Here is a 22,763-nt window from a genome sequence, read left to right as displayed (position 1 = left end):
GAAGCGGGAGCGATCGTAGTTGCGCGACATCTCGAGCCCAGACTATCCGGCTCTATAGTGGAGCGTTACGGCGACCCAGCAGCAGAGCGATGCCCAACGCCGGAAGCGTCGCCGTCGCGACGGCGAAGAAGACGAATTGCAGCCCGGCCGACCCAGCGACCAAGCCGAGCGCCGGACTGCCGAAGCCGAGCGCCACGTCGAGGAAGACGGTGTAGAGTCCCATGGCCAGGCCGCGGCTGCGTGGTGGAAGATGGCTTACGGCCTCGGCACCGAAACCGGGATAGACCAGCGAGTAGCCGAGGCCAGTCAGGCCCGGTCCGATGGCGGCGAGAACGGGCCCGGGCGCAAGCCAGATCAGCATCAGCCCTGCCGCCTCGACCGCCACGAAGATCACGGCGACGCGCGCGCCCCCTAACCTGTCAGGCAGGTGGCCGAAGCACAGCCTTGCCGCGATCAGCGACGCGGCATAAGTGGTGAAGGGAAGCCAGACCGACTGCCAGCCGCGTTCGGCAAAGAGCAGCGCGCCAAAGGACAGGATTGCGCCATAGCCAAGGCTGCTGAAAGCAGCTCCGACGCCGGGAAGCCAGACCGCTTGCGCCACGCTCGTCCATGACTGTCGCGCGGCGCTCGCGGCGAGGCTGGTGCCACGCATAGGCAGGATGGCAAGCAGCGTCGCAAGCGGCAGGCCGACCGTCGCGAGTGCGATCGCGGCGAAGCCGCTCGCCGCGTAAAGCGCAGATCCGATCGGCGCGCCTAGCGCGAGTGCTGCGAACATCGCCGTGCCCACCCAGGCTATGACCTTTCCGGAGTTCTGTCCGCCCGCAAGGGAGAGGCCCCAGGCGACGCCGCCTGTGATGATGAAGCTCTCAGACGCGCCCAGTACCGCCCGGCCGGCGAAGAGCGCCGATGCGGACGCTACCGGCCGGTCGAGCAATGCCAGCGAGCCGAGGTAAATGAACCCCGCCAGGGCAGCGGCAATGAGGCCGACGACGACGGCCCGCTTGCCGCCGCGCCCATCGGCATAATTTCCGGCTCCAATGCGCGACAGCATCGAGGCAACGAACTGGCTGCCCGTCACCAGCCCGACTGCGAAGGGGCCGAAGCCGAGCTGCTGGTGAAGATGCAGCGGCAGGACGGGTAGCGCCAAGCCGATCAGGAGGAAGCCGGCGAAGACAGCCGCCATGATTGGCACCAGTTCCGCCATCGCGCCATTTCGGTCAGAAGTCCGCGCCATTGTGGCCACCGATAACACTTTGACAGCCGGGCTGTTCCGATCAGTAACGTTCGTAGGTCACGCGCCAGCCTTCGGCCGGATTGTCCGGCGTCAGGACCAGTTTGTTGTCCGAGACTTCGAATTTGCGTTTCATGCTCTTCCCGACAAGGTTGCGGACCAGGGAGGACTCGATCGTGATGACGAAGGTCTTGTCCTGGTCGTTGATGGCGACCGGCCCGTAATAGGCTTCGTAGCCATTCGCCGTGTAAGGCGTGTCCGGCGCCTTAGCGTCGGGGTTCTGGGCCTGCACCGAGAGGGTGCCGGCCTCGGTGAAGATGACCTGGCCGGAATATGGCACGGGCTTGAGGTTTCCCTCGGCACCGGCCTCGAGCGACCTCATGCGCCATGCGCCGATGATCGGGGACTCTTGGGAGAAAGCCGGCGTGGCGACCGAAAGCGCAAGCGCAGCGATCTTCAATCTCATCGTCATATGTCGTTGTTCTTTTTCTGGTTTGTGGGTGCGGACAGGCCGTCCGCCCAATCTTCGCTTACACCGAAAGCATGACCTTGATGGCGCGCCGCTCGTCCATGGCGCGGTAGCCTTCAGCGACCTCGGCCAACGGCAGCTTGAGGTCGAAGACCTTGCCGGGCTTGATCCTGCCCTTGAGCACACGGTCCATGAGGTCGGGCAGGAAGCGGCGCACCGGCGCGGGGCCGCCCAGCATGCGCTTCTGGCCGAAGAAGAGATTCTGGCCATCGAAGCTCACGCCATGCGGCACGCCGACATAGCCGATGGTGCCGCCGGGGCGAGAGCAGGCCAGCGCCTGGTCGAAGGATTCCGCCGTGCCAACGCATTCCAGCACCGAGTCCGCGCCGACGTCCTTAGTGAGCCCTTTGATCCGGGCCACACCTTCCTCGCCGCGCTCAGCGACGATGTCGGTCGCGCCGAATTCGCGGGCGAGTTTTTGGCGGCTGGCGTGCCGGCTCATGGCGATGATGCGCTCGGCGCCCATCTCCTTGGCCGCAAGCACGCCCATCAGGCCGACCGCACCGTCGCCGACCACCACCACCGTCGATCCTTCTCGGACCTCGGCTGCGTCGGCCGCATACCAGCCGGTGCCGAGCACATCGGACACAGCCAGCAGGTCAGGGATGAGTTCGGCCGGCGGCACCTCGGCGGTGGCGACCAGTGTGCCATCCGCCAACGGCACGCGGGCGTAAGGCGCCTGCGCGCCCGACATGAACTCGCGCTGCACACAGGACGACTGGAAGCCGAAGCGGCAATGCGGGCAGGTATTGTCGGAGAGGCAGAACGAGCCGACGACGAACTGGCCGGGACGGACCGTGCGCACCTCTGCGCCGACCTCGACGACGATGCCACAATATTCGTGGCCCATATGCATCGGGCCGTTGACCGGCTGCAGCCCGCGATAGGGCCACAGGTCCGAGCCGCAGATGCAGCTCGCCGAGAGCTTGATGATAGCATCCGTCGGGCGAAGGATCCTTGGGTCTTCGACTTCCTCGCAGCGGATGTCGCCGGGCTTATGAAGAACGGTTGCGAGCATTTTGCTTTCCTTTCGTTCAATCGATGTCAGGCGCCGTAGTCGGCGTCGCTGACGTGTTCCAGCCAGTCCACCACCTTGCCGTCTTTGACCTCCTGGAGGGCAATGTGGATCATGGCCGTCTCGGGTGAGGCACCGTGCCCATGCTTCTCGCCGGGTGCGAACCAGACAACGTCACCGAGACGGATCTCCTCGACCGGCCCGCCCTCGCTCTGAACGAGGCCGAGGCCGGAGACGACGATCAACGTCTGTCCAAGCGGATGCGTGTGCCAGGCGGTGCGGGCGCCCGGCTCGAACGTCACCTGCGCGCCCTGCACGCGCGCGGCGTCGAACGGGTTGAACAGCGGATCGATCCGGACCGTGCCGGTGAACCAGTCGGAAGGCCCCTTGCCGGAAGGCCTCGTGCCTGCGCGAAGAATATCCATTGTGATCTCCTGTCAGATGCGTTCGATGCGAAGCGGGAACTTGCCGCTTACGTGTAGGGCCTCTTCGCCCGCGTCGAAGCGGCCGAGCCTGATCAGCCCGGGATGGCGGTAGTCGGCGTAGAACATGGCCAGATTGCCCCAGGGCATGAAGTAGCAAAGGTCGTATGGCCGCTCGTTGCCGAACGGGCCGCTGCCCTCCTCCGTCAGCTTGCGCGGCAGATAGGCAATCTTCTCGTTATGCGCGTAGTCGTCGATGGTGAGATCGAGCGGCAGCATGGTGAAGAAGTCGCGCGCCGACGGATTGTCGTAGAGCGTGGCGGTCATGGTCCGGCCATTGAAAATCATCTTGATCTTCATGTCGGTGGGCTCCTGGCTGCCTGGGTCGCTGCCCTGCTGGCTGCGGGCGGCCCGCGGCAGGACCGTTGCCGCGAGCGCGCCGCCGAGCAACGCGCGGCGGCTGAGGTCCGGACGGTCGATCGTCATGGCTGCGACCTCCGGGCCAAATGCGATGCTGCAAAGGCGGCGAGCGCCGATCCACAGAGCAGCACCGCGCCGAAAGTGAATGCACCCCACCAGCCGACCGTATCGAAGAGCGTGCCGCCGATGGCGGCGCCGCCGGTGATGGCGAGCTGGATGACGGCTACCTGCAACCCGCCGCCGGCCTCCGCGTCGTCCGGCAACGTCCGGCAGAGCCACGTGCCCCAGCCAACGGGCGCGGCCGTGCCGAAGAAGCCCCAGGCAACGAGCAGCGGCGCTGTAGGAATCGGCAGCGTACCGAAGGCGATGAGCGCTACGGCCAACGCGGCCATGACCAGCGGGATGACGATGAGGATGCTAAACAGGCGCGTGCGCAAAAGCCGGCCTATGCAGAGGGTGCCGAGCACCCCGGCCAGCCCCATCGCCAGCAGGATCGCCGAGAGAGCAGCGATGTCGAGCTGAGTGACGCTCTCGAGGAAGGGCCGCAGATAGGTGAAGAGCGCGAACTGGCCCATGAACAGCATCATGATCGACGCCATGCCGGTGGCGACAGGAAGACGGCCGAGGAGCGCCAGCGGATTGCCTGGACGCTTCCTCCGGCGCGGGGGCAGCGCCGGCAGGCTTGTCCACTGCCAGACCAGCGCCAGGAGCCCAAGCGGCACGACGAGGAAGAAAGCGCCGCGCCAGCCGACATAGGCGCCAAGAAAACTGCCCAGCGGCGCGGCGATGGTGGCCGCAATGGCATTGCCAGCGTTTAGCATGGCGAGACCCTTCGGAACCATGTCTTGCGGCACGAGGCGCATGACGATCGCGGTCGACATCGACCAGAACCCGCCGATCGCGATGCCGAGCAGCGCCCGGCCGACCATGAGGAACGCGTAGTTCGGCGCGAAGGTGACAGTGAGCCCGGACACGATGAGGAGAAGGGTGAAGCCGGTCACGACCAGTCGGCGGTCGATCCGGCGCGTGAGGCCGGCGACCAGCAGGCTGGTCACGACGGCGAAAGCGCCCGAAATCGAGATCGCCTGTCCCGTGCGGCCCTCGGTGATGCCGAGATCGGCCGCTAGCGGCGACAGCAGGCTGACCGGCATGAATTCCGACGCGATGAGCACGGAAACACACAGAGCCATCGACAGCACCGCGCCCCATGCGGCGCGGTCTTCGACAAGCCTTGTGTCGTAGGTCGTTTCCATAATTGGCATCCTTGCTAGGCGACCGGGCGGATCAGCCGCCAATCCCCGTCGCGATGCCAGAAGATATTGCAAAGGAACCCATTCTATTAGACTAAGTAATTCGCATGGACTTATCTGCTCATGATATAAATGTCCGACCGGAGGTGCCCTATGCAGCGCGATGGCATGAAGGATCTGCTATGGTTCGTGGCGGTCGCGCGGGAGCGCAGCTTCACCAAGGCGGCGGCCAAGCTCGGAACCTCGCAGTCGACCCTGAGTTCGACAATCAAGGAGCTTGAAGCTCGTCTTGGCGTCCGCCTGCTGACGCGTACGACGCGGAGCGTCGCTCCGACCGAGGTCGGCGAGCGACTTTTCCAATCTCTTGTTCCCCGCTTCGAGGAAATCGAAGCGGACCTCGCAAGCCTGGTGGCCTTTCGCGACAAGCCCTCCGGAACGGTCCGTATCACGCTTTCCGACCATGCGCTCCAGACGACCGTCTGGCCGAAGCTGCAGCCCTTGCTCAGCGACTATCCTGACGTGTGCGTCGAACTCTACAGCGACAACGGCATGAAGAACATTGTGGAGGAGCGCTTCGACGCAGGCGTGCGGCTTGGTGAGAGCATCGACAGGGATATGATCGCAGTGCGCATCGGGCCGGATTGGAGGCTCGTGGCCGTGGCTTCGCCGGAGTACTTTTCCCGCCATCCGGTTCCGACCGCACCGCAGGATCTGGTCGATCATGACTGCATTAATATGCGGCAGGCGACGTTCGGCGGATTATATGCCTGGGAATTCGCCAGGGATGGCCGCGACCTTCGTGTGCGGGTGGAAGGCCAACTCACCTTCAATTCGTCCATTCCCATGATCGAGGCTGCGATAAGCGGTTTCGGGATCGCCTATGTCCCGGAAAACCTCGTCAGCCACCACATCGCCAAGGGATGCCTTAGGCTCGTGCTTGACGACTGGAGTCCGCCATTTGCGGGCTATCACCTCTACTACCCGAGCAGGCGACAGCTCTCGCCTGCGATGGCGGTGATCATTGAGACGCTCCGCCATCGCATCTGACTCCCAAGACTGTGCCTATGAATCATGAAGCTGACATTGGTAAATGGTAGGTTCTGACCCAAGCCATTTGACTTCTACGCTGCGGGCGGCTGCTTTCGCCTCAAAGCAGACGTGTAGCTCGCTCGCCTCTATGCCTGTGATTGACACAGAAGCCAGTCATCGAAAAGGAGCCAAACTCGCAGGCTGAACTGGCCAAGAATTCTCGTGGATAGCCGAGGTTTTTCTCGAGCCTAGGCCATGTCTTGGTCGTCAATGGGTAGGACAGGGTTGTTCAGTTATCCCCCGGCAAGGCGCGGCAGCAGGAAAATCTCCGCCCCTTCCGGCAGTTCCTTCGACCAGGTGTCGCGATAGATCGTCCCGTCGATGGCGACGGCGATGCCGCGATCGATGTAGGGCTCGAGGCCGGGATACTGTTCAGCCAGTTTCCTGAACAGCTCCCTTATGTCCTTCGCCTCGATTTCGACCTTGCTCTTGCCTCCGGCGATCGCGCCGAGCGACCCCCAGAGCGTTACTTCGACCATCAGCCTCCCCGTTCCGCCTCGATCGCCGCCAGGATGCGCGGCGGCGACATCGGGATATGCGTCATCCGCACGCCCGCGGCGTTCGAGACCGCATTGGCGATCGCCGCCAGCGGCGGCACGATAGAGGTCTCGCCGACGCCGCGCACCCCGTAAGGATGGTTAGGATTGGGGATTTCGAGGATCTGCGTGTCGATCATCGGCAGGTCCGAGCAGACCGGGATCCGGTAATCGAGGAAGCCAGGGTTCTGCAGCCGCCCGTCCTTGCCGTAGATATACTCCTCGTTGAGCGCCCAGCCGATGCCTTGTGCGGCACCCCCCTGGTATTGCCCCTCGACATAGGTCGGATGCACCGCCTTGCCGGCGTCCTGAACGACGGTGTAGCGCAGCACCCTGGTCGAGCCTGTCTCGGGATCCACCTCGATATCGCAGATATGGGTGGCGAAGGAGACGCCGGCGCCGTCGGCGACGAGCTCACTGTGGCCTGCGATCGGTCCCCCCGTCTTCCCTGACGCGGCTGCGATCTCCTTCAGCGACAATGCTGCAAGGTTGTCGTATTTCTCGCCCTTGGCAATCGCGTGACCTTTTTCCCAGACCACGTCGTCGACGGGAATGTCCCACATCTGTGCGGCGCGTTCCCGCAACACCTTGATAGCGTTGCGAGCGGCGGAGATCGTCGCCATCGAAGACGAGAAGGTGCCGCGGCTGCCGTCCGTCATATCGTTGTAGCCGAGGCTGGAGGTATCGGCGACCACCGCCTTGATTTGCTCATAGGGGATACCGAGCTCCTCCGCCGCCACCAGCGACAGCGACGCGCGCGAACCACCCACGTCCACGGTTCCGACGGCAAGGGAGACCGAGCCGTCCATGCCGATGTTGAGGTCGGTGCAGGTCTGGCCACCGAAATTGAACCAGAAGCCGCAGGCCATTCCGCGGCCCTGGTTCTTGCCGAGCGGCGCCTTCATGTGCGGATGATTCTTCACCGCCTCCAGCGTCGGCCCGATGCCGATCGGGCCGTATACCGGTCCATAGGACGATCTGGTGCCTTCCTGCGCCGCGTTCCTGATCCGGAACTCGACGGGGTCCATGCCGATCTCCTTGGCCAGCTCGTCGACCGCACTTTCCACCGCAAACGCCGCCATCGGAGCCGACGGCGCGCGATAGGCCGCGGTCTTGGGCCGGTTGACAAGCACTTCGTAGCCGACCGTCCTGACGTTCTCGAGCTTGTAGCAGGCAAAGGCCGTCATGGCGCCGATCTCGGCCCACGTGCCGGCATAGGGGCCGCAGCTATAGCGCAGCGTCGCCTCGGCCGCCGTGATCGTGCCGTCCTTGCGGGCGCCGATCCGAACATCGATCGAGGTGGCGCTGGTCGGGCCGGAGGCGCGGAACACCTCGTCGCGCGTCATGACCAGCTTGACCGGCCGCCCGGCCTTGCGTGACAGCGCCAGTGCCACCGGCTCGGCCCAGACATGGGTCTTGCCGCCGAAACCGCCGCCGATCTCCGAGGAGGTGACGCGCAGCTTCGAGGCTTCCATGCCAAGCAGCTGGGCGCAGTGTTGGCGGTAGACAAAATGGCCTTGCGTACAGACCCAGAGGTCGGCGGTGCCGTCGGAGCTGACATTGGCCACGCAGGCATGCGGCTCGATATAGCCCTGGTGCGTCTGCTCGGTCTTGAAGGAGCGTTCGACGACGAAATCGGCCTGGCCGAAACCTTCATGGATGTCGCCATGGCCGTACTGGGTGCGCTTGGTGACGTTTGAAGGCTTGACGGGCTTTTGCTCGAGGCCCTCGGTGAAGATGGCGTCGTTGATCAGGGGTGCGGAGTGCTTCATCGCCTCGTCGACGTCGGTGACATGCGGCAGCACCTCGTAGTCGACCTCGATCAGCTTCAGTGCCTGCCTCGCCGTGCGGGCATCGACCGCAGCCACCGCGGCCACGGCATGGCCGTCATAGAGCGCTTTCTTGCGCGCCATGCAGTTGTCGAGGATGTCGTACATGGCGGCATCGCCGTCGGTGAGGTCGGGCAGGTCGGCCGCGGTGATCACGGCCTTGACGCCGGCGAGCTTCTCCGCCTTCGACGTGTCGATCTTCCTGATCGTGGCATGTGCATGGGGGCTTCTGAGAACGCGCCCGACCAGTTGCCCGGCCATGTTGAAGTCGGCGCCATAGCGTGCGCGGCCCGTCACCTTGTCGACGCCGTCGGGACGGATGGGACGCGTGCCGACAGAGGTGAAATTGCGTCCGGAGTAACGCGGATCGAAATTCATCGTCATGCTCCCTTCATCACGCTGGCGGCGTCCTGAACGGCACGCACGATCTTGTCATAGCCGGTGCAGCGGCAGAGGTTCCCGGCGAGGCCGAAGCGGATCTCCTCCTCGGTCGGATCGGGATTCTTGGCCAAAAGGTCCTTGGCAGCCATGAGGAAGCCCGGCGTGCAGACGCCGCATTGGAGTGCGGCGTGTTCCAGAAATTTCTGCTGCAGCGGATGCAGCCTGTCGCCATGCGCCATGCCCTCGATGGTCTCGACGTGCCGGCCCTCGGCCTCCGCGCCGAGCACCAGGCACGAGCACACCAGCCGATCGTCGAGGATGATGCTGCAGGCCCCACAGTCGCCGGTGCCGCAGCCTTCCTTGGCGCCCGTCAGCCCCAGGCGATCGCGCAGGACATCAAGCAGCGTCTCGTCCGGCTGGCAAAGAAACTCGACATTGTCGCCGTTGATTGTCGTTGATACTGCCACACCAGCCATCATTTGCCTCCTGCGCGTGCATAGGCGGTCGTGGCGGCCCGCTTGGCCAGCACACCCGCGACTTTCCGTCTGAATTCGATAGTGCCGCGCTTGTCGTCGATCGGGCGGCAGGCGCCCGAGCAGACCTTGGCGAGCCTCTCCAGCGTGGCTTCGTCCAGCTTGGAGCCGATGAGAACCTCGGCGGCCTCCTCGACCAGAATCACCGTCGGCGCCACGGCGCCCAACGCCAGACGGGCGGATTTGACGCGACCTTGCTCATCGAGCGTCAAGTTCACGCCGGCGCTTACCACCGCGATGTCCATCTCCGTGCGCGGAATGAAACGCAGATAGGCATCGCCCGAACGCGGCAGACGGCTGTCGAGCAGGATTGCCTCGACGATCTCGCCCTTGGCCAGCGACGTCTTGCCCGGCCCAGTCGGCACCGCTTCCACGGCAATCGTGCGCCTGGTTCCCGGGCCGACGACCACAGCCTTGGCGCCAGCGGCCACCAGCGCCGGCACGCTGTCGGCGGCCGGCGAGGCGTTGCACAGATTGCCGACGATGGTGCAGCGTCCCTGCACCTGCTTCGAGCCGATCAGCTTGGCCGCTTCGACGACGCCGGGCCATGCCTTCTGCAGGGCCGTGTTCTCGCCCAGCACGGCGCAGGGGACCGCGGCGCCGATGCTGAAGCCCTCGGCTGTTTCCCTGATCTCGCCAAGCCCGTCGATCGCCTTGATGTCGACGATCAGGTCGGGTTCGATAAAGCCGCCTTTCATTCGCACCAAGAGGTCGCTGCCTCCGGCGAGGATGGCGGCCGTGCCGGCTGAACCGGCCAACAGGCCGGCGGCGTCTTCAATTGAAAGCGGACGTATGTAACGCATCGTCTCCCCTTAGTGGTCATAGTCACACCAACTGATATAACCGTCTCTCCACAATGGCCATCCTGTTCGTGCATTCGCGGATTGGGCCAGGCGCCGCAATTTCATTTGCTCGCCCAATTGGACGCGCCGCCAGCCACTAATGCTCGATCGGTCCCTTCGGCATGACCAGCGCGGTGCCGGCTGTCGTCGGGCGCTCGATCATGCGACGGACGCGAGCGCAGTCCAGCACCGCGCCGACCCATCCGTAAGTCATCCGTAAGTGCGCTCCCTCTATGTCCTGTTTCGAACCAGGCGACATGTCTGCGCCGTACAGAGAGGGAAACGAACATGAGCACGCTCCTTGCACCAATTGTGATTGGCCCCGTATCGGTCTTGAGTACCTCGGTCCGTATCGATGGGCCGCTTCCCGGCTCGAGCATTTCCCTCCTGGTAAATGGCGTACCCGTCCCTGCGGTAAATGCCGGCGCCACAACCAGTACCTTTGTGCCGGTCGCCGCAGGCTCCCTCAACGTGGGGGATGCATTGACCGCACGTTGGACGCTCGGCGCCGAAACCAGTGATCCAAGCCCGGTCCCGATCGTCGTGCTCGGGTATCCCTCGACGCTAAGCGCATTGGTGTATTTGAGTCAGGTGCACGAGTGCGTCGACTGGGTGCTGATAGGCGCAGCCTATCCTGGCGCCACGGTCGAGATTTTCAACGGCGGCGCATTGATTGGCAGCGATACTGCACGCGGAAATGTCGTACCAGTGCGCATTCGCGGGGCGATCCAGGCCAACGATGTGCTTAGCGCAGTGCAGTCCGTTCAGACGCCTGCCGGACAGGTGAAGAGCAGTCAGACCCCGAGCTTGCCCGCCGAACAGACGCCGTATCGGGAAAATACCATGCCGGCACCAGCAGTCGGCCCGGTTCCTGGGTGCGCGCAAGCAGTACCCGTCAGGGGGTTGGCTCAAGGCGCCACCACGAAGGTCCACTTCAATGGCGACGTGCTGGAATATCCTTTCGTCGGTGCCAACCTCCTGGCGCTGCTTGGCCGTGCCGCGCACAATCCGGATGTCTTCAGCGCCACGCAGCACTTCGAGCGCTGCAATGCATCAAGTCCGTCATCTGCCCCTCCGGTGATCGTCGACGAAACCTTGCCGGTTAGAAAGCCCGTAATCGACGCCTCACAGTACTCCTGCCCGGCAGCCCGTGCTTTGCCTATCTCCAATCTCGAGCCCGGCGCGACATTGACGATCCAACTTGTCGATCCGACTTCGGGTGCAGCTACCGTGCTCGGGAGAATCGGAGTCGGCGAGGATGTGAGTTCCGGCCAATACTGGATTCCCGACGTGTCGGCCCTGATCCCGGCCTCGCCGCCGTTTCCATCGCTCGTCGTCATCCAGGAGCTATGCGGCAAGACATCCACATCGGATAAGTTGCTGGTGGTAGGGTCTTACCAGGGCAGCGTATTTCCGCCGACCGTCATGGAGCCTGCATTTGAATGTGCAAGCGGCGCTTTCGTCAACAGCGTCGACAACGCGGTCGTACGTTTGTACTCGGATGCGCCAGATTCTCCTGTAATCAGCAAGCCCGTATTCAGTTTTGGCGGCCTCGTCTGGGTCGAGACATTTCGGCCGTTGCGCGCCGGCGAGCACATTCACGCCGAGCTGGAGCTTACTTGTCAGCCCCTCGCGCTTCGGGTCGGGGGCCCGATCAAAGTGTCCGACCTGACCCCACTCAAGACCCCGGATATTCAACAGCCCGTCCGGGTCTTCCAGCGGCTAATTTACGTATCAGGCGTGATTCCCGGGGCGCGCGTGCATGTATTCGTGAACGGGAAGTGGCGCGCCAGCGATACGCCACTTGGTTGGACGACGCTCTTCTTCGGGATTTACGTAGGCGAGCTCAAGGTAGAAGACCAAATTACGGTGATGCAGACATTGTGCACGAAGATGTCTCCGCTCACCAGAGTTCCCGTCAATGTCACCCTCGGGGAAATGCTGCTCTCCGCGGCTCCCCCGTCCCTGATAGCGGGCCAGCCGGCGACGATAACCATCAAAGCAGTCGACGCCGATAACAAGTCCCAATCGGTTGGAGGGACCATATCGCAAGGGGGCGCGGTGGTCGGGGCCACCAACACAGCGTTCACGCTATCTCCGCCGACCGGCCAAGCATCGGTCAGCTTGCAAGTTGCAGCCGTTGGCTACAAGACCGAGACCATCAGTATTCCCCTTACTGCGGCGCCGGTCGTCAAGCCGGCGATGCTGACGATAGCAACGGGTCTCTGGTTCAACGCCACCAAGAAAGAAATCACTGAAATCACCTGGCACCTGCAGGGGCCATCCGGCAGCTTTTCAAAGACCGAAAAGCCGAACGCAGAGCCGGCGTTGGTTCAGTTCGCGTTGCCCAAGCCGGCCGGCGGCGGGTTCACGCCGTTCACTCTCAGCTGCGAGGTCACATTCCAGTTCCAGGATTTCAATTTCATCTCAGGCGTATCTGGGACGAGGTCGAGTGACTTTATCGAGGGAGGCCTCATAAAGCCGTCTCCATCAACCGTCGAGATGTATTGGAGCGGTACCGACCTGACGATCAACTTCCTGGTAAAGTGGATACAGCAGGGCGATTATTTCGTCATAGAGCTCATGTAGTCGAATCGCCAGCGGAAGGGCGTCAGGGTGGCTGGAGCGGTTCATCGTTTCACGGAAACGGCGAACCGCTCTGTCTCTTCCGGACGGAAAACCGTTTCACACTTTTCCTGGAATTGCGCTGGAGCGGGATGCGTTCAAATTGAACGGTGCATCCCGCTTTATCTATTTGTTTTAACCGCATTTCTGCGACGTCAAGTGATTCCACTTGGCTGCAAAATGCTTTAATGCTCGATCGGTCCCTTCGGCATCACCAGCGCCGTGCCGGCAGTCGTCGGGCGCTCGATCATGCGGCGGACGCGCGGTGGCTCGTTGCCGCTGTGCAGCGCCCTTATGCGCTCGCCGATGACCGCGTCGGCGTAGGTGGCGCGCCGATTGTGGCGGATATATTCGACCCAGGTCGGCGTGTGGTAGTGCTCGATCCATATCGACGGATTTTCGAGATCGCGCGCCAATGTCCAGTTGCGGGCGCCGTCACGTCGGCGGATGCGGCCGCGCTCGGCCATGGTGGCGAGGAATTCCGGTACGTCCTCGTTGCGGATGACATATTCGATCATGATGGCGATGGGACCGCTGCGCGGCTTGAGATCAAGCGCCAGATGCGGCTCCTGGAAGCGGTTGAGCGGGTCGAGGTTGAGCACCGCCTGCTGCGGCAGCGGCAGCAGCAGGCCGATGGCGCCTCCCGCCAGCATGGCGACGCTGGCCGCCATCAGGGCGACTTCGGCGCCATGCGCGTCGGCAACGACACCCCAGACCCAGCTGCCGAGCGCGATGCCGCCGAAGGTCGCGGTCTGGTAGACCGAAAGCACGCGGCCGACCACCCAGCGCGGCGTCGACATCTGCACGGTGACGTTGAAGTGCGAAAGCGCGGTCACCCAGCAGGCGCCGCCGAGCAGCAGGCCGAGCGACGTCTGCCAGGCATGATTGCTGACGGCGGCGTTGAAGGCGCAGACGGCGAAACCGGCGAATGCCATGCGCACCATGGTTTCGCTGGACAGCAGCTGCCGCAGCCTGACGCTGATCAGCGCGCCGCCGACGGCGCCGATGCCGAAGGCGCCGAGCATGATGCCGTAGCTCAAGGCATCGCCCTTGACGACGTCGCGCGCGACCAGCGGCAGCAGCGCCAGGACCGCGCCGGCGCTGAAGCCGAAAGCCGAGCTCCTGACCAGCACCTTGCCAATGTTGGGCGACATGGCGACGTAGCGCAGGCCGGCGCCCATTGCGGCGCCCAGCGTCTCGCGCGGCAAGGTCGATGCCGGCAGTTCCGGCTTCCAGCGGGCCAGCACGACGATGAGGCCGACATAGCTCAGCGTGTTGACGGCGAAGGCCGCGGCAGCGCCTGCCGCGGCAACGATGATGCCACCGATCGCCGGGCCGACGCTGCGCGTCAGGTTGAAGCCCATCGAGTTGAGCGCGATCGCCGCCGGCACCTTGGTGCGAGGCACCATGTCGCCGACCGAAGCCTGCCAGGACGGGCTGTTGAGCGCGGTGCCGCTGTCGATCAGGAAGGTGAAGGCGAGCAGCGTCCACGGCGTCATCAGGTCGAGATAGGTGAAGACGGTCAGAAGAGCCGAGACGACGAGCATGAAGATCTGCGCGATCAGCATGATTTTGCGCCGGTTGAAGCTGTCGGCGATGGCGCCGGCCAGCAGCGCAAACAGCATGATCGGCAAGGTGGTCGAGGCCTGGACCAATGCCACCTGGTAGGACGAGGTGGCGATCGTCGTCATCATCCAGGCGGCGCCAACGCCCTGGATGAGGCCACCGAAATTGGAGACGAGGCTGGCGGACCACACCGCCCGGAAGATGCCGTGCCGGAACGGCGCCAGCGCCGAGGCGCTTTCGCTTTCCGGTGTGTCGTCGTTCATAAATGCTGTCCCGGGCTCAAATGCGTTTGTTCTTCCGATCAATCGGCCCCGCAAGCCGTGGGTTCAAAAAATAGAACATCATTTCGCAAAGGGCGAACGCATTCTGGAAAAACATCATGGTCCAACAACAAGATAACGAGTGCGGAGCCGGTCAGCGCACGTCACTGCGTGCGCCGATTCAGATGCTGGCATGAAGGTAATTCGGCCCTTCAGGCTCCACAGCTCGGACTTGATCAAACTGCGGTCCGTACGTAGGAAAATTGCCAGAAGGAAATTACCGAGGGACTGAAATGAAAGCGCGAGCTCTCAAGGTGATGTCGATTGCCATTCTCATAGTGGCTATACCTCACGTATTTTTTAGACCGCTTGCGAGCATGAGCGGCCTGGCTTTAATACAAATATTTACATGTGCTATTTTGTACACATATCTTATGTTGAACATACTTGGTGACAAATTGTATGAAAAGAACGTAGTATTGTATATTATCGCTTGTCTAATAACTACATTTTACCCATATGAGAACGTATTTTTGATAGCCGGCAGCATATATGGATTTATTGTCTTATTTATTTTTCCTATATCTCTCCTTTTTATACTGAGATCCGTCCGAATCGAACTACGATGATGGTGCACTTTTTGCTGCCCAACCGACAGGCTCTGTGTTCGGATTGATCGCATGCCTCGCCTTGCCCGCATTGTCGTTCGCCGTCTGCCGCACCACGTCACGCAACGGGGTTACGGGCGCACCAAGGTGTTTTCGCGTACGAAGACTACGCACTCTGCAAGAGCCTGCTGGTGGAGCATTGCCCACTAGCCGATCTGATTCCGGAATAGTTGCGGACCATCAAGCTTTGGTGATTGCCGCGCCCCCCAAGGAACGGCTGATTCGGCTACAATCCAACTGCAGACGAATCTGACATCAACGCGATTTGACGGAAACGAATTCAATGAATTGGCGGTGAGCGATGGGCTTTACGGCCGCGAAACCGGGTCGGATCGCAACTGTGGCGGCTCGCCGATTGCGATAAGCTCCCGGTGCCGAGACGGATGGGCGTCCGCCCCGGTTTGGGGTGACGCTGGTTGCTTGCCACTGCGCGGCAGAGCGCGGATTTCGCGAGACTGGTTTCGGGGGATGGGGGAAATAATGAGCGATTCATTTCAGGAAGTGACGTCCGTCTCGTGGTTCGGGCGGATCAAACGCGCGCTCGCCGGGGTCGTCTTCGGGCTGCTCCTGATCGTGCTGATGGTGATCGGCCTGTTCTGGAACGAGGGCCGGGCCGTGCAGACGGCGCGCTCGCTGGCCGAGGGATCGGGCGCGGTGGTCTCGGTCGGCGCCGACAGCGTCGATGCCGCCAATGACGGCAAGCTCGTCCATGTCACCGGGGCGGTGACGGCGAGCAGCGGCCTTGCCGATCCGGACTTCGGTATTTCGGCGCAGGGGTTGCGGCTGTCGCGCGGCGCCGAGATGTACCAGTGGAAAGAAGAGGAGAAATCCGAGACGACGAAGAAGCTGGGCGGCGGCGAGGAGACGGTGACGACCTACAGCTATTCGAAGGTGTGGGACGACAGCCAGATCAATTCGTCGGAGTTCAAGAAGCCGGACGGCCACGAGAATCCGCCGATGGAGATCCACAGCAAGCAATTCCAGATTCCGGACGGCAAGCTCGGTGCTTTCACGCTCGACCGGCCCGTGCTGGACCTGATCGGCGGCGACAAGACGTTCTCACTGTCTGCCGATCAGTCGGCCGCCATAGACGCCGCCTATACCGGCACCAAGCGGGTCAACATCGTCGACGGAAAAATCTATCTCGGTTTCAACACCACGTCGCCGGCGCTGGGCGACTACCGCATCGGCTACGAACTGGCGCCGCTCGGCGTGGTCAGCGTCGTCGCGCGCCAGACGGGGGGCGGCTTCGAGCCATACCAGACAATCGCCGGCGACCAGTTGCTGATGGTCGACACCGGCAATGTTCCGGCGGAAAAGATGTTCGCCGAAGCGGTCAGCGCGAACACGCTGATCACCTGGCTGCTGCGCGCCGCCGGCGTGCTGCTCCTGGCCATCGGCTTTGCCCTGCTGCTCGGGCCGATCGGCGTCATCCTCGACGTCATTCCTTTGCTCGGCAGCATGGCGCGGATGGGTACCGGCATCATCGCGTTCTTCCTGGCGATCCTGGTCGGGGCGACGACGATGGCCATCGCCTGGTTCTGGTACCGGCCGGTGCTGGCGGCGGGCATCCTGGCAGCGGGCGTCATCGCAGCGGCGGCGGTCTATTACCTCGGCCGCTCGCGCAGGCCGGCTCCGCCGGTTGCAGCGCCGAGCGCGGCCACATGATTTGCAGGCGCCGGCGGTTCTAGCGGTTCATCGTTTCACGGAAACGACGAACCGCCCTATTTCCTGGAATTGCTTCTAGCGGTCCTCGAAGCCGGTCAGCACGCCGACGGCGTTGATGCCGATCTCCTCGACGGCGTAGCCGCCTTCCATGACGAACAGCGTCGGCAGGCCGAGCCTGGCGATGCGGCGGCCGATCCTGGGGTAGTCGGGGGTCTTCAGCTTGAACTGGCTGATCGGGTCCTTCTCGAAGGTGTCGACGCCGAGTGAAACCACGACGACGTCGGGAGCATAAGCCGAAAGCCTCGTGCAAGCGTCCTCGAGTGAGGCGTTCCACACGTCCCAGCCGGTGCCGAAGGGCATCGGGTAATTGTCGTTGAAGCCTTCGCCGTCGCCCTCGCCGCGTTCGTCGGCATGGCCGAGGAAGAAGGGATATTCGGTCATCGGATCGCCATGCAGGTTCAGCACCTGAACGTCACCGCGGCGATAGAATATCTCCTGGGTGCCATTGCCGTGGTGATAATCGACGTCGAGGATCGAAACGCGCCCGGCGCCACGGTCGCGGAACCATTGCGCGGCGACGGCGGCGTTGTTGATGAAGCAATAGCCGCCCATGAAGGCCGCCCCTGCATGGTGCCCTGGCGGTCGGCAGAGGGCGAAGGCGGAAGGCTCACCGGCCTTGACCAGCGCGGCGGCGGTCAGCGCGACGTCATAGGACGACTTGATCGCATCCCATGTGCCTTTGACGAACGTCGCGCCGCCGTCGAAGGAGTAGAAGCCGAGCAGCGCATCGATGCCTTTCGGGCGCACGTCGCCGCGCAGTCCGCGCGTCGGCCAGGTGAAGGGAATGGCCGAACCGCTGCGGCCCGATGCTTCCCAGAGCGGCCACACGGTCGGCAGGAAATCGATGTAGTCGCTGGCATGCACCTTCCTGGCGGCGGCGAGGTCGTGGCTTTCCGGTGGCAGGATCGGACCGAGCTTCTCGCTCTCCACCCGCGCCCTGATGAACTCGGCGCGCGAAGGCTTTTCAAAAGCCGGCACGATGGCGCCGGCGATCAATTCGACATTGCCGGCATGACCGGCATGGAAAGGCGAAAAAACAGTCTTCATGAAATTGTTCCGTGGTGAGACGCGGCGACCCTAACCGTCCTGCACTGCCTTTCACAAGGCGCTGGGCCAACCGCCCATGGCTTGCTGGCCCGGCAGCCGGTCGTCTAGCCTGCCGGCAGCGCAACCGAACCGCGGGTAATCATGAGTTCAAATGCCGACCTGATCGTCACCAATGCCCGTGTGCTGACCATGGACGAAGGCAATCCGACGGCCGAGGCGGTGGCGATAAAGGACGGCAACATCCTGGCGGTTGGCGATCGCCGGACGATCGAGGCGCTGAAAGGGCCGGCCACGAAGATCATCGATGCGCAAGGCGGTTCGGTGGTGCCGGGCTTCATCGAAGCGCATATGCACCTTTTCGGCGGCGCGGCCGAACTCGACAATCTGCATCTTCAGGGCGTGCATGGCTTCGATGCGCTGAGCGACGCGATCCGCGCCTACGCTGCGGCACGGCCGAACGCCAAATTGCTGCTTGGGGCCGGCGTCGACTACACCATCCTTTCCAAGGAAGAGCCGGTCACCCGCCATCATCTCGACCGCATTATCCCCGACCGGCCGTTCGCCATGTCTGCTTCCGATCACCACACGATGTGGGCCAACACCAAGGCGCTGGAACTGGCAGGCATCCTGCACGGCAAGCAACTCGGCCCCGGCAACGAGATCGTCATGGGCGCCGACGGCCTTGCGGCGGGCGAATTGCGCGAGGGCGAGGCGTTCGGGCCGATCCTCGAGCTTTCCGGGCAGAATCGCGTTCGGCTCGGCCTCGCGACAGGCGGTGAGCCCGACCCATACCCTTCCGCCGCTGAAATCGCGGCCGACCGCGACCTGATGCATCGCGGGCTGGAATGGTGCGCCCGCCACGGCATCACCTCAATCCAGAACATGGACGGCAATCTCTACCAGCTCGAACTGCTTGCCGGGTTGGAGCAGGAAGGCCGGCTGCTCTGCCGCACCAAGATACCGTTCCACTTCAAAAATTTCATGTCGCTCGACAGGCTGGAAAAGGCATCGAGCATGGCCAGCTCCTACCAATCGGAATGGCTGTCGTCCGGCATGGTCAAGGTGTTTTATGACGGCGTGCTGGAAGGCTGGACCGCGGTCATGGTCGACGACTATGCCGACCGGCCGGGCTGGCGCGGTGAGCCGCTGTTTACGCCGGAGCATCTCGCCGAGGTGGCGGTGGAGGCCGACCGGCGCGGGCTGCAGGTCGCCGTGCATTCGATCGGCGACGGCGCGGTGCGCGCGGTTCTGGACGGTTACGAGGCGGCGCAGCGGAAGAACGGCAAACGCGACAGCCGGCACCGGGTCGAGCACATCGAGGTCACCACTGCCGCCGACGTGCCGCGCTTCGCCGAACTCGGCGTCGTCGCCTCGATGCAGCCGCCGCACCCGCCCGGCGCCATGGACTTCCCGCTGGAGCCGACGCTCTCGCGCATCGGCCGCGAAAGATGGCCGCTCAGCTATGCCTGGCGGACGCTGAAGCAGGCGGGTGCGCATGTCGTCTTCGCTTCCGACTGGCCGGTGTCGCGGATCGAGCCGATCCTGGGCATTCAGGCGGCGATGCTGCGCAAACCTTGGGCAGACGGCGTTCCCGACCAGAGCTTCTCGCTGTTGGAAGCGCTTGCGGGCTATACAGTCGAAGGCGCTTATGCCGAATTCATGGAGCACCGCAAGGGCCGGCTGAAAACCGGCTATCTGGCCGATCTGGTGGTGCTGTCGGCCGATATCGAGACAACTGAACCGGGTTTGTTACACAAGGTGCATCCGGTGACTACCATCTGCGGCGGCAAGATCAGTCATCAGGTTGATGATGGGGCTGACGATGGCACGGAGCTTGCGTTCTGAACCGAGATTCAGATGCATGGTTGCCAAGCCGACCGGCATATGCTGACAATCGAATGGGAACTGGATCCGCCAACAAGAGCGGACATGAAAATGGGGAAGTGCGTGCCGGATCAGCCGGGTAAGAGTGCAATCGAAGTCCGCGGCGTCCGCAAGGTGTTCGGTACCGGGGACGCACAAGTCGCCGCTCTCGACACGGTTTCGGTGTCGATCCGCGAGAACGAGTTCTTCACGCTGCTGGGGCCGTCGGGCTGCGGAAAGACGACGCTGCTGCGGCTGATCGCCGGCTTCGACTTCCCCAGCGAAGGCGAAATCCTGCTGCACGGCCACGACATCGCGCCGCTGCCGCCGTTCAAGCGGCCGGTCAACACCGTCTTCCAGTCCTATGCGCTGTTCCCGCACATGACGGTCGCCGAGAATATCGGCTTCGGGCTGGAGATGCTGGGCAAGCCGAAAGCCGAAATCAAGGCGCGCGTTGCCGAGATGCTGAAGCTGGTCAAAATGGAGGCGCTCAGCGGCCGCCGCACCAGCCAGATCTCCGGCGGCCAGCAGCAGCGCGTGGCACTGGCCCGCGCGCTGGCGCCGCAGCCAAAAGTGCTGTTGCTCGACGAGCCGTTGTCGGCGCTCGACTACAAGCTGCGCAAGGAGATGCAGATCGAACTGAAACGGCTGCAGCACCAGACCGGCATCACCTTCATCTTCGTCACCCACGACCAGGAGGAAGCGCTGACCATGTCGGACCGCATCGCGGTGATGTCGGCCGGCAAGATCCTGCAGGTCGGCACGCCCTGGGACATCTATGACAAGCCGGCCGAGCGCTTCGTCGCCGACTTCATCGGCGAAACCAATTTCCTGACCGCAGCCATCACCGACATCGGCAACGGCAAGGCTCGCGCGACCCTCAAATCCGGCGCAACGATCGACGCGACCGTGGCTGAAGGCTTCCAGCCGAAGGATAATGCTACCGTGGTGGTCAGACCGGAACACGCCAAGCTGACCAGCGGCAAGGGCGACCTTTCCGGAACCATCGAAAACATCGTCTATTTCGGTACCGACACGCATATTCATGTCCAACTGGACAGCGGCGAAGCCTTCACCGTGCGCCAGCAGAACACGCGCAGCGCAGGCTGCGGTTTCGAGCGGGGCGACAAGGTCGGCGTCTCGATCGGCAACGACGCCGCGCAAGTGCTGAGGGATTGATGGCGAGCGCGTTTTCCCAAGCTGCATTGTTCGAAGCAGAGGCGGAGAAGGCCAGCGCCAGGCGCCACCGCCTGCTTTCGTTGCCAGCTTTGATAATCATCGGCATTTTCGGCGTGCTGCCGCTTCTCATCATCGTCATCTATTCATTTCTTGCCGCAGCACCCTATGGCGGCGTGCAGTGGCAATTCTCGACCGACGCCTATCTGAACTTCCTGTTCCAGCGCGACATCTTCGACGACACGCTGCAGTTCACGCCGGATTTCCTGATCATCTATCTGCGCTCGTTCGTCTTCGCCGTGGTGACGACGGTCATCTGCCTGCTGCTCGGCTTTCCGACAGCCTATTTCATGGCCACGCGACCGCCAGCGCAGCGCAACTGGTGGGTGCTGCTGATCACCATCCCGTTCTGGTCGAACCTGCTGGTGCGCACTCTTGCCATCATGTTCATCATCCGCGACGAGGGCCTCATCAACAACGCACTGATGGCTCTGGGGGTGATCGAGAAACCGATCACCATGCTCTACACCAACTTCGCCATCCAGCTCGGCCTGCTCTATTCGTTCCTGCCGTTCATGGTGCTGCCGCTCTATTCCAGCCTGGAGAAGCTGGATTTCCGGCTGGTCGAGGCCGCCTACGACCTCTACGCGACACGTCGGCAGGTGCTATGGCGGGTGATCATCCCGCTGTCGCTGCCCGGCATCATCGCCGGCTGCCTGCTTGTGTTCATTCCGGCCCTCGGCGCCTATGTGACGCCGCTGATCCTCGGCGGCGGTATCCACCTGATGATCGGCGATCTCATCGCCCAGCAATTCGGCTCCGGGCGCAACTGGCCGCTCGGCTGCGCGCAGGCGCTGATCCTGATGGCAGCGGTGCTGGTGGCGCTCTACTTCTATGTCCGTAACACGTCGGGGAAGATGAGGCATGGCTGACCCCCGCAGCGCCGATATCAAGGACCAACCGGGCTTCCGCTCGATCGCCATCATCTGCCTCTGCGTGCTCTACGCGCCGATCCTGATCCTGATGATCTTCTCGCTGAACACCGGGTCTCTGGTCACGCGTTGGGAAGGCATCGGGCTCGGTTGGTATGGCAGTGCGCTGCTCAACCAGGAATTCCACAACGCCGCCAAGAACACGCTGATCATCTCTGTCACCGCCACGATCATTTCGACGATCGCCGCGACGCTGGCGGCGATCGGCATGACCCGGGTCAAGCCGTGGCGCGGGCTGTCGGCCGCCTTCATGGTCATCAACCTGCCGCTGATGGTTCCGGAGATCATCACGGCGGTGGCGACGCTCTCGTTCTTTGCGCTGATCGCGGGCACTCTCGGGCTCAATTTCGGCATCGGCAATCTGATCCTCGCCCACACCGTCTTTTGCATTCCTTTCGCCTATATGCCGATCCGGGCGCGTCTCGAGGACATGGATCTGACGCTCGAAGCTGCCGCGGCCGATCTCTATGCCACGCCCTGGCATGCTTTCCGGCGCATAACGCTGCCATTGCTGGTTCCCGGCATCCTGTCGGGTGGGGCGCTCGCCTTCATCGTCTCCTTCGACGATTTCACCATCACGCAGCTGGTCGCCGGCCCCGGGCAGACGACGCTGCCCCTCTACATCTGGAACCAGATCAGGCGGCCGATGACGCCGGAGATCAATGCCATCTCCACCATCCTGCTGCTGGTGTCGATCCTGTTCGTCTCGATATCGTTCCTGATCGCGCGCCGCCGCGCCAAGTGAGTCAATGGGAAGGCAA

General features: G+C 63.1%; 19 protein-coding genes. 7 read left to right on the top strand and 12 right to left on the bottom strand.

Features of this window, described 5'->3' with window-relative positions; genetic code table 11:
• Window positions 1–52: 52 nt before the first annotated feature.
• The 6 genes from NKJ28_RS01045 to NKJ28_RS01020 are packed head-to-tail and all read right to left on the bottom strand — an operon-like array spanning window position 53 to window position 4,870.
• A complete protein-coding gene (locus NKJ28_RS01045; RefSeq protein ID WP_352633633.1) occupies window positions 53–1,234 on the bottom strand; it encodes an arabinose transporter in 1,182 nt (393 codons plus the stop codon).
• A 40-nt stretch (window positions 1,235–1,274) separates the two neighbouring features.
• On the bottom strand, window positions 1,275–1,703 hold the full coding sequence (locus NKJ28_RS01040) for a lipocalin-like domain-containing protein (protein WP_352588029.1): 429 nt from the start codon (window positions 1,701–1,703) through the stop codon (window positions 1,275–1,277).
• A gap of 58 nt (window positions 1,704–1,761) precedes the next feature.
• Window positions 1,762–2,778 (bottom strand): zinc-dependent alcohol dehydrogenase family protein, encoded by a 1,017-nt coding sequence (locus NKJ28_RS01035; protein WP_023675436.1) that lies wholly within the window; start codon window positions 2,776–2,778, stop codon window positions 1,762–1,764.
• A 26-nt stretch (window positions 2,779–2,804) separates the two neighbouring features.
• Window positions 2,805–3,200 (bottom strand): (R)-mandelonitrile lyase, encoded by a 396-nt coding sequence (locus NKJ28_RS01030; RefSeq protein WP_352633630.1) that lies wholly within the window; start codon window positions 3,198–3,200, stop codon window positions 2,805–2,807.
• A 12-nt stretch (window positions 3,201–3,212) separates the two neighbouring features.
• Window positions 3,213–3,683, bottom strand: a complete 471-nt coding sequence (locus tag NKJ28_RS01025) for a cyclophilin-like fold protein (RefSeq protein WP_023675438.1) — start codon at window positions 3,681–3,683, stop codon at window positions 3,213–3,215.
• Entirely contained in the window at window positions 3,680–4,870 is a 1,191-nt protein-coding gene (locus NKJ28_RS01020) for an MFS transporter (protein WP_352633628.1), read from the bottom strand. The genes NKJ28_RS01025 and NKJ28_RS01020 overlap by 4 nt, the downstream gene beginning before the upstream one ends.
• Window positions 4,871–5,020: 150 nt before the next feature.
• Between NKJ28_RS01020 and NKJ28_RS01015 the strand changes: the two genes are divergently transcribed.
• On the top strand, window positions 5,021–5,914 hold the full coding sequence (locus NKJ28_RS01015) for a LysR family transcriptional regulator (RefSeq protein WP_352633626.1): 894 nt from the start codon (window positions 5,021–5,023) through the stop codon (window positions 5,912–5,914).
• A 275-nt stretch (window positions 5,915–6,189) separates the two neighbouring features.
• On the opposite strand, the gene NKJ28_RS01010 is transcribed toward NKJ28_RS01015, so the two are convergent.
• From NKJ28_RS01010 to NKJ28_RS00995, 4 genes are read right to left on the bottom strand one after another with little or no spacing between them, the layout of a single operon-like run.
• Complete coding sequence (locus tag NKJ28_RS01010; RefSeq protein ID WP_023675441.1) at window positions 6,190–6,435, bottom strand: MoaD/ThiS family protein; 246 nt, start codon at window positions 6,433–6,435, stop codon at window positions 6,190–6,192.
• Window positions 6,435–8,699 (bottom strand): xanthine dehydrogenase family protein molybdopterin-binding subunit, encoded by a 2,265-nt coding sequence (locus NKJ28_RS01005; RefSeq protein WP_023675442.1) that lies wholly within the window; start codon window positions 8,697–8,699, stop codon window positions 6,435–6,437. Before NKJ28_RS01005 ends, NKJ28_RS01010 begins: the two co-directional genes overlap by 1 nt.
• A 2-nt stretch (window positions 8,700–8,701) precedes the next feature.
• Window positions 8,702–9,178: a (2Fe-2S)-binding protein gene (locus tag NKJ28_RS01000; protein ID WP_023675443.1), complete on the bottom strand. Its 477-nt coding sequence runs from the start codon at window positions 9,176–9,178 to the stop codon at window positions 8,702–8,704.
• The gene (locus tag NKJ28_RS00995) at window positions 9,178–10,038 is read right to left on the bottom strand and encodes an FAD binding domain-containing protein (protein ID WP_023675444.1); all 861 of its coding nucleotides are present in this window, start codon (window positions 10,036–10,038) and stop codon (window positions 9,178–9,180) included. The genes NKJ28_RS01000 and NKJ28_RS00995 overlap by 1 nt, the downstream gene beginning before the upstream one ends.
• A 327-nt stretch (window positions 10,039–10,365) precedes the next feature.
• Here NKJ28_RS00995 and NKJ28_RS00990 point away from each other — a divergent pair, with 327 nt between their 5' ends.
• On the top strand, window positions 10,366–12,666 hold the full coding sequence (locus tag NKJ28_RS00990) for a hypothetical protein (protein ID WP_352633624.1): 2,301 nt from the start codon (window positions 10,366–10,368) through the stop codon (window positions 12,664–12,666).
• Window positions 12,667–12,887: 221 nt separating this feature from the next.
• Here NKJ28_RS00990 and NKJ28_RS00985 read toward each other — a convergent pair whose 3' ends face one another.
• Window positions 12,888–14,531 carry an MFS transporter gene (locus tag NKJ28_RS00985; protein WP_352633622.1) on the bottom strand — a complete coding sequence of 548 codons (1,644 nt, stop codon included), beginning with the start codon at window positions 14,529–14,531 and terminating at the stop codon, window positions 12,888–12,890.
• A 1,145-nt stretch (window positions 14,532–15,676) separates the two neighbouring features.
• Here NKJ28_RS00985 and NKJ28_RS00980 point away from each other — a divergent pair.
• On the top strand, window positions 15,677–16,864 hold the full coding sequence (locus NKJ28_RS00980; RefSeq protein WP_352633620.1) for a TMEM43 family protein: 1,188 nt from the start codon (window positions 15,677–15,679) through the stop codon (window positions 16,862–16,864).
• Window positions 16,865–16,939: 75 nt separating this feature from the next.
• Here NKJ28_RS00980 and NKJ28_RS00975 read toward each other — a convergent pair whose 3' ends face one another.
• Entirely contained in the window at window positions 16,940–17,971 is a 1,032-nt protein-coding gene (locus NKJ28_RS00975; protein WP_352633618.1) for a histone deacetylase family protein, read from the bottom strand.
• 141 nt (window positions 17,972–18,112) lie between these two features.
• Between NKJ28_RS00975 and NKJ28_RS00970 the strand changes: the two genes are divergently transcribed.
• From NKJ28_RS00970 to NKJ28_RS00955, 4 genes are all read left to right on the top strand, one after another.
• Window positions 18,113–19,816 (top strand): amidohydrolase, encoded by a 1,704-nt coding sequence (locus tag NKJ28_RS00970; protein WP_352633616.1) that lies wholly within the window; start codon window positions 18,113–18,115, stop codon window positions 19,814–19,816.
• A 102-nt stretch (window positions 19,817–19,918) separates the two neighbouring features.
• Window positions 19,919–21,013, top strand: coding sequence for an ABC transporter ATP-binding protein (locus NKJ28_RS00965; RefSeq protein WP_352586923.1), 1,095 nt, complete (start codon window positions 19,919–19,921; stop codon window positions 21,011–21,013).
• Window positions 21,013–21,942 (top strand): ABC transporter permease, encoded by a 930-nt coding sequence (locus tag NKJ28_RS00960; RefSeq protein WP_023675452.1) that lies wholly within the window; start codon window positions 21,013–21,015, stop codon window positions 21,940–21,942. The genes NKJ28_RS00965 and NKJ28_RS00960 overlap by 1 nt, the downstream gene beginning before the upstream one ends.
• Window positions 21,935–22,747 (top strand): ABC transporter permease, encoded by an 813-nt coding sequence (locus NKJ28_RS00955; RefSeq protein WP_023675453.1) that lies wholly within the window; start codon window positions 21,935–21,937, stop codon window positions 22,745–22,747. Before NKJ28_RS00960 ends, NKJ28_RS00955 begins: the two co-directional genes overlap by 8 nt.
• Window positions 22,748–22,763: the final 16 nt, after the last annotated feature.

The organism is Mesorhizobium sp. M0145, from assembly GCF_040322355.1.
GTDB lineage: Bacteria > Pseudomonadota > Alphaproteobacteria > Rhizobiales > Rhizobiaceae > Mesorhizobium.
Note: the sequence above shows the minus strand (reverse complement) of the source record. Positions and strands in the feature narration are given on the sequence as shown.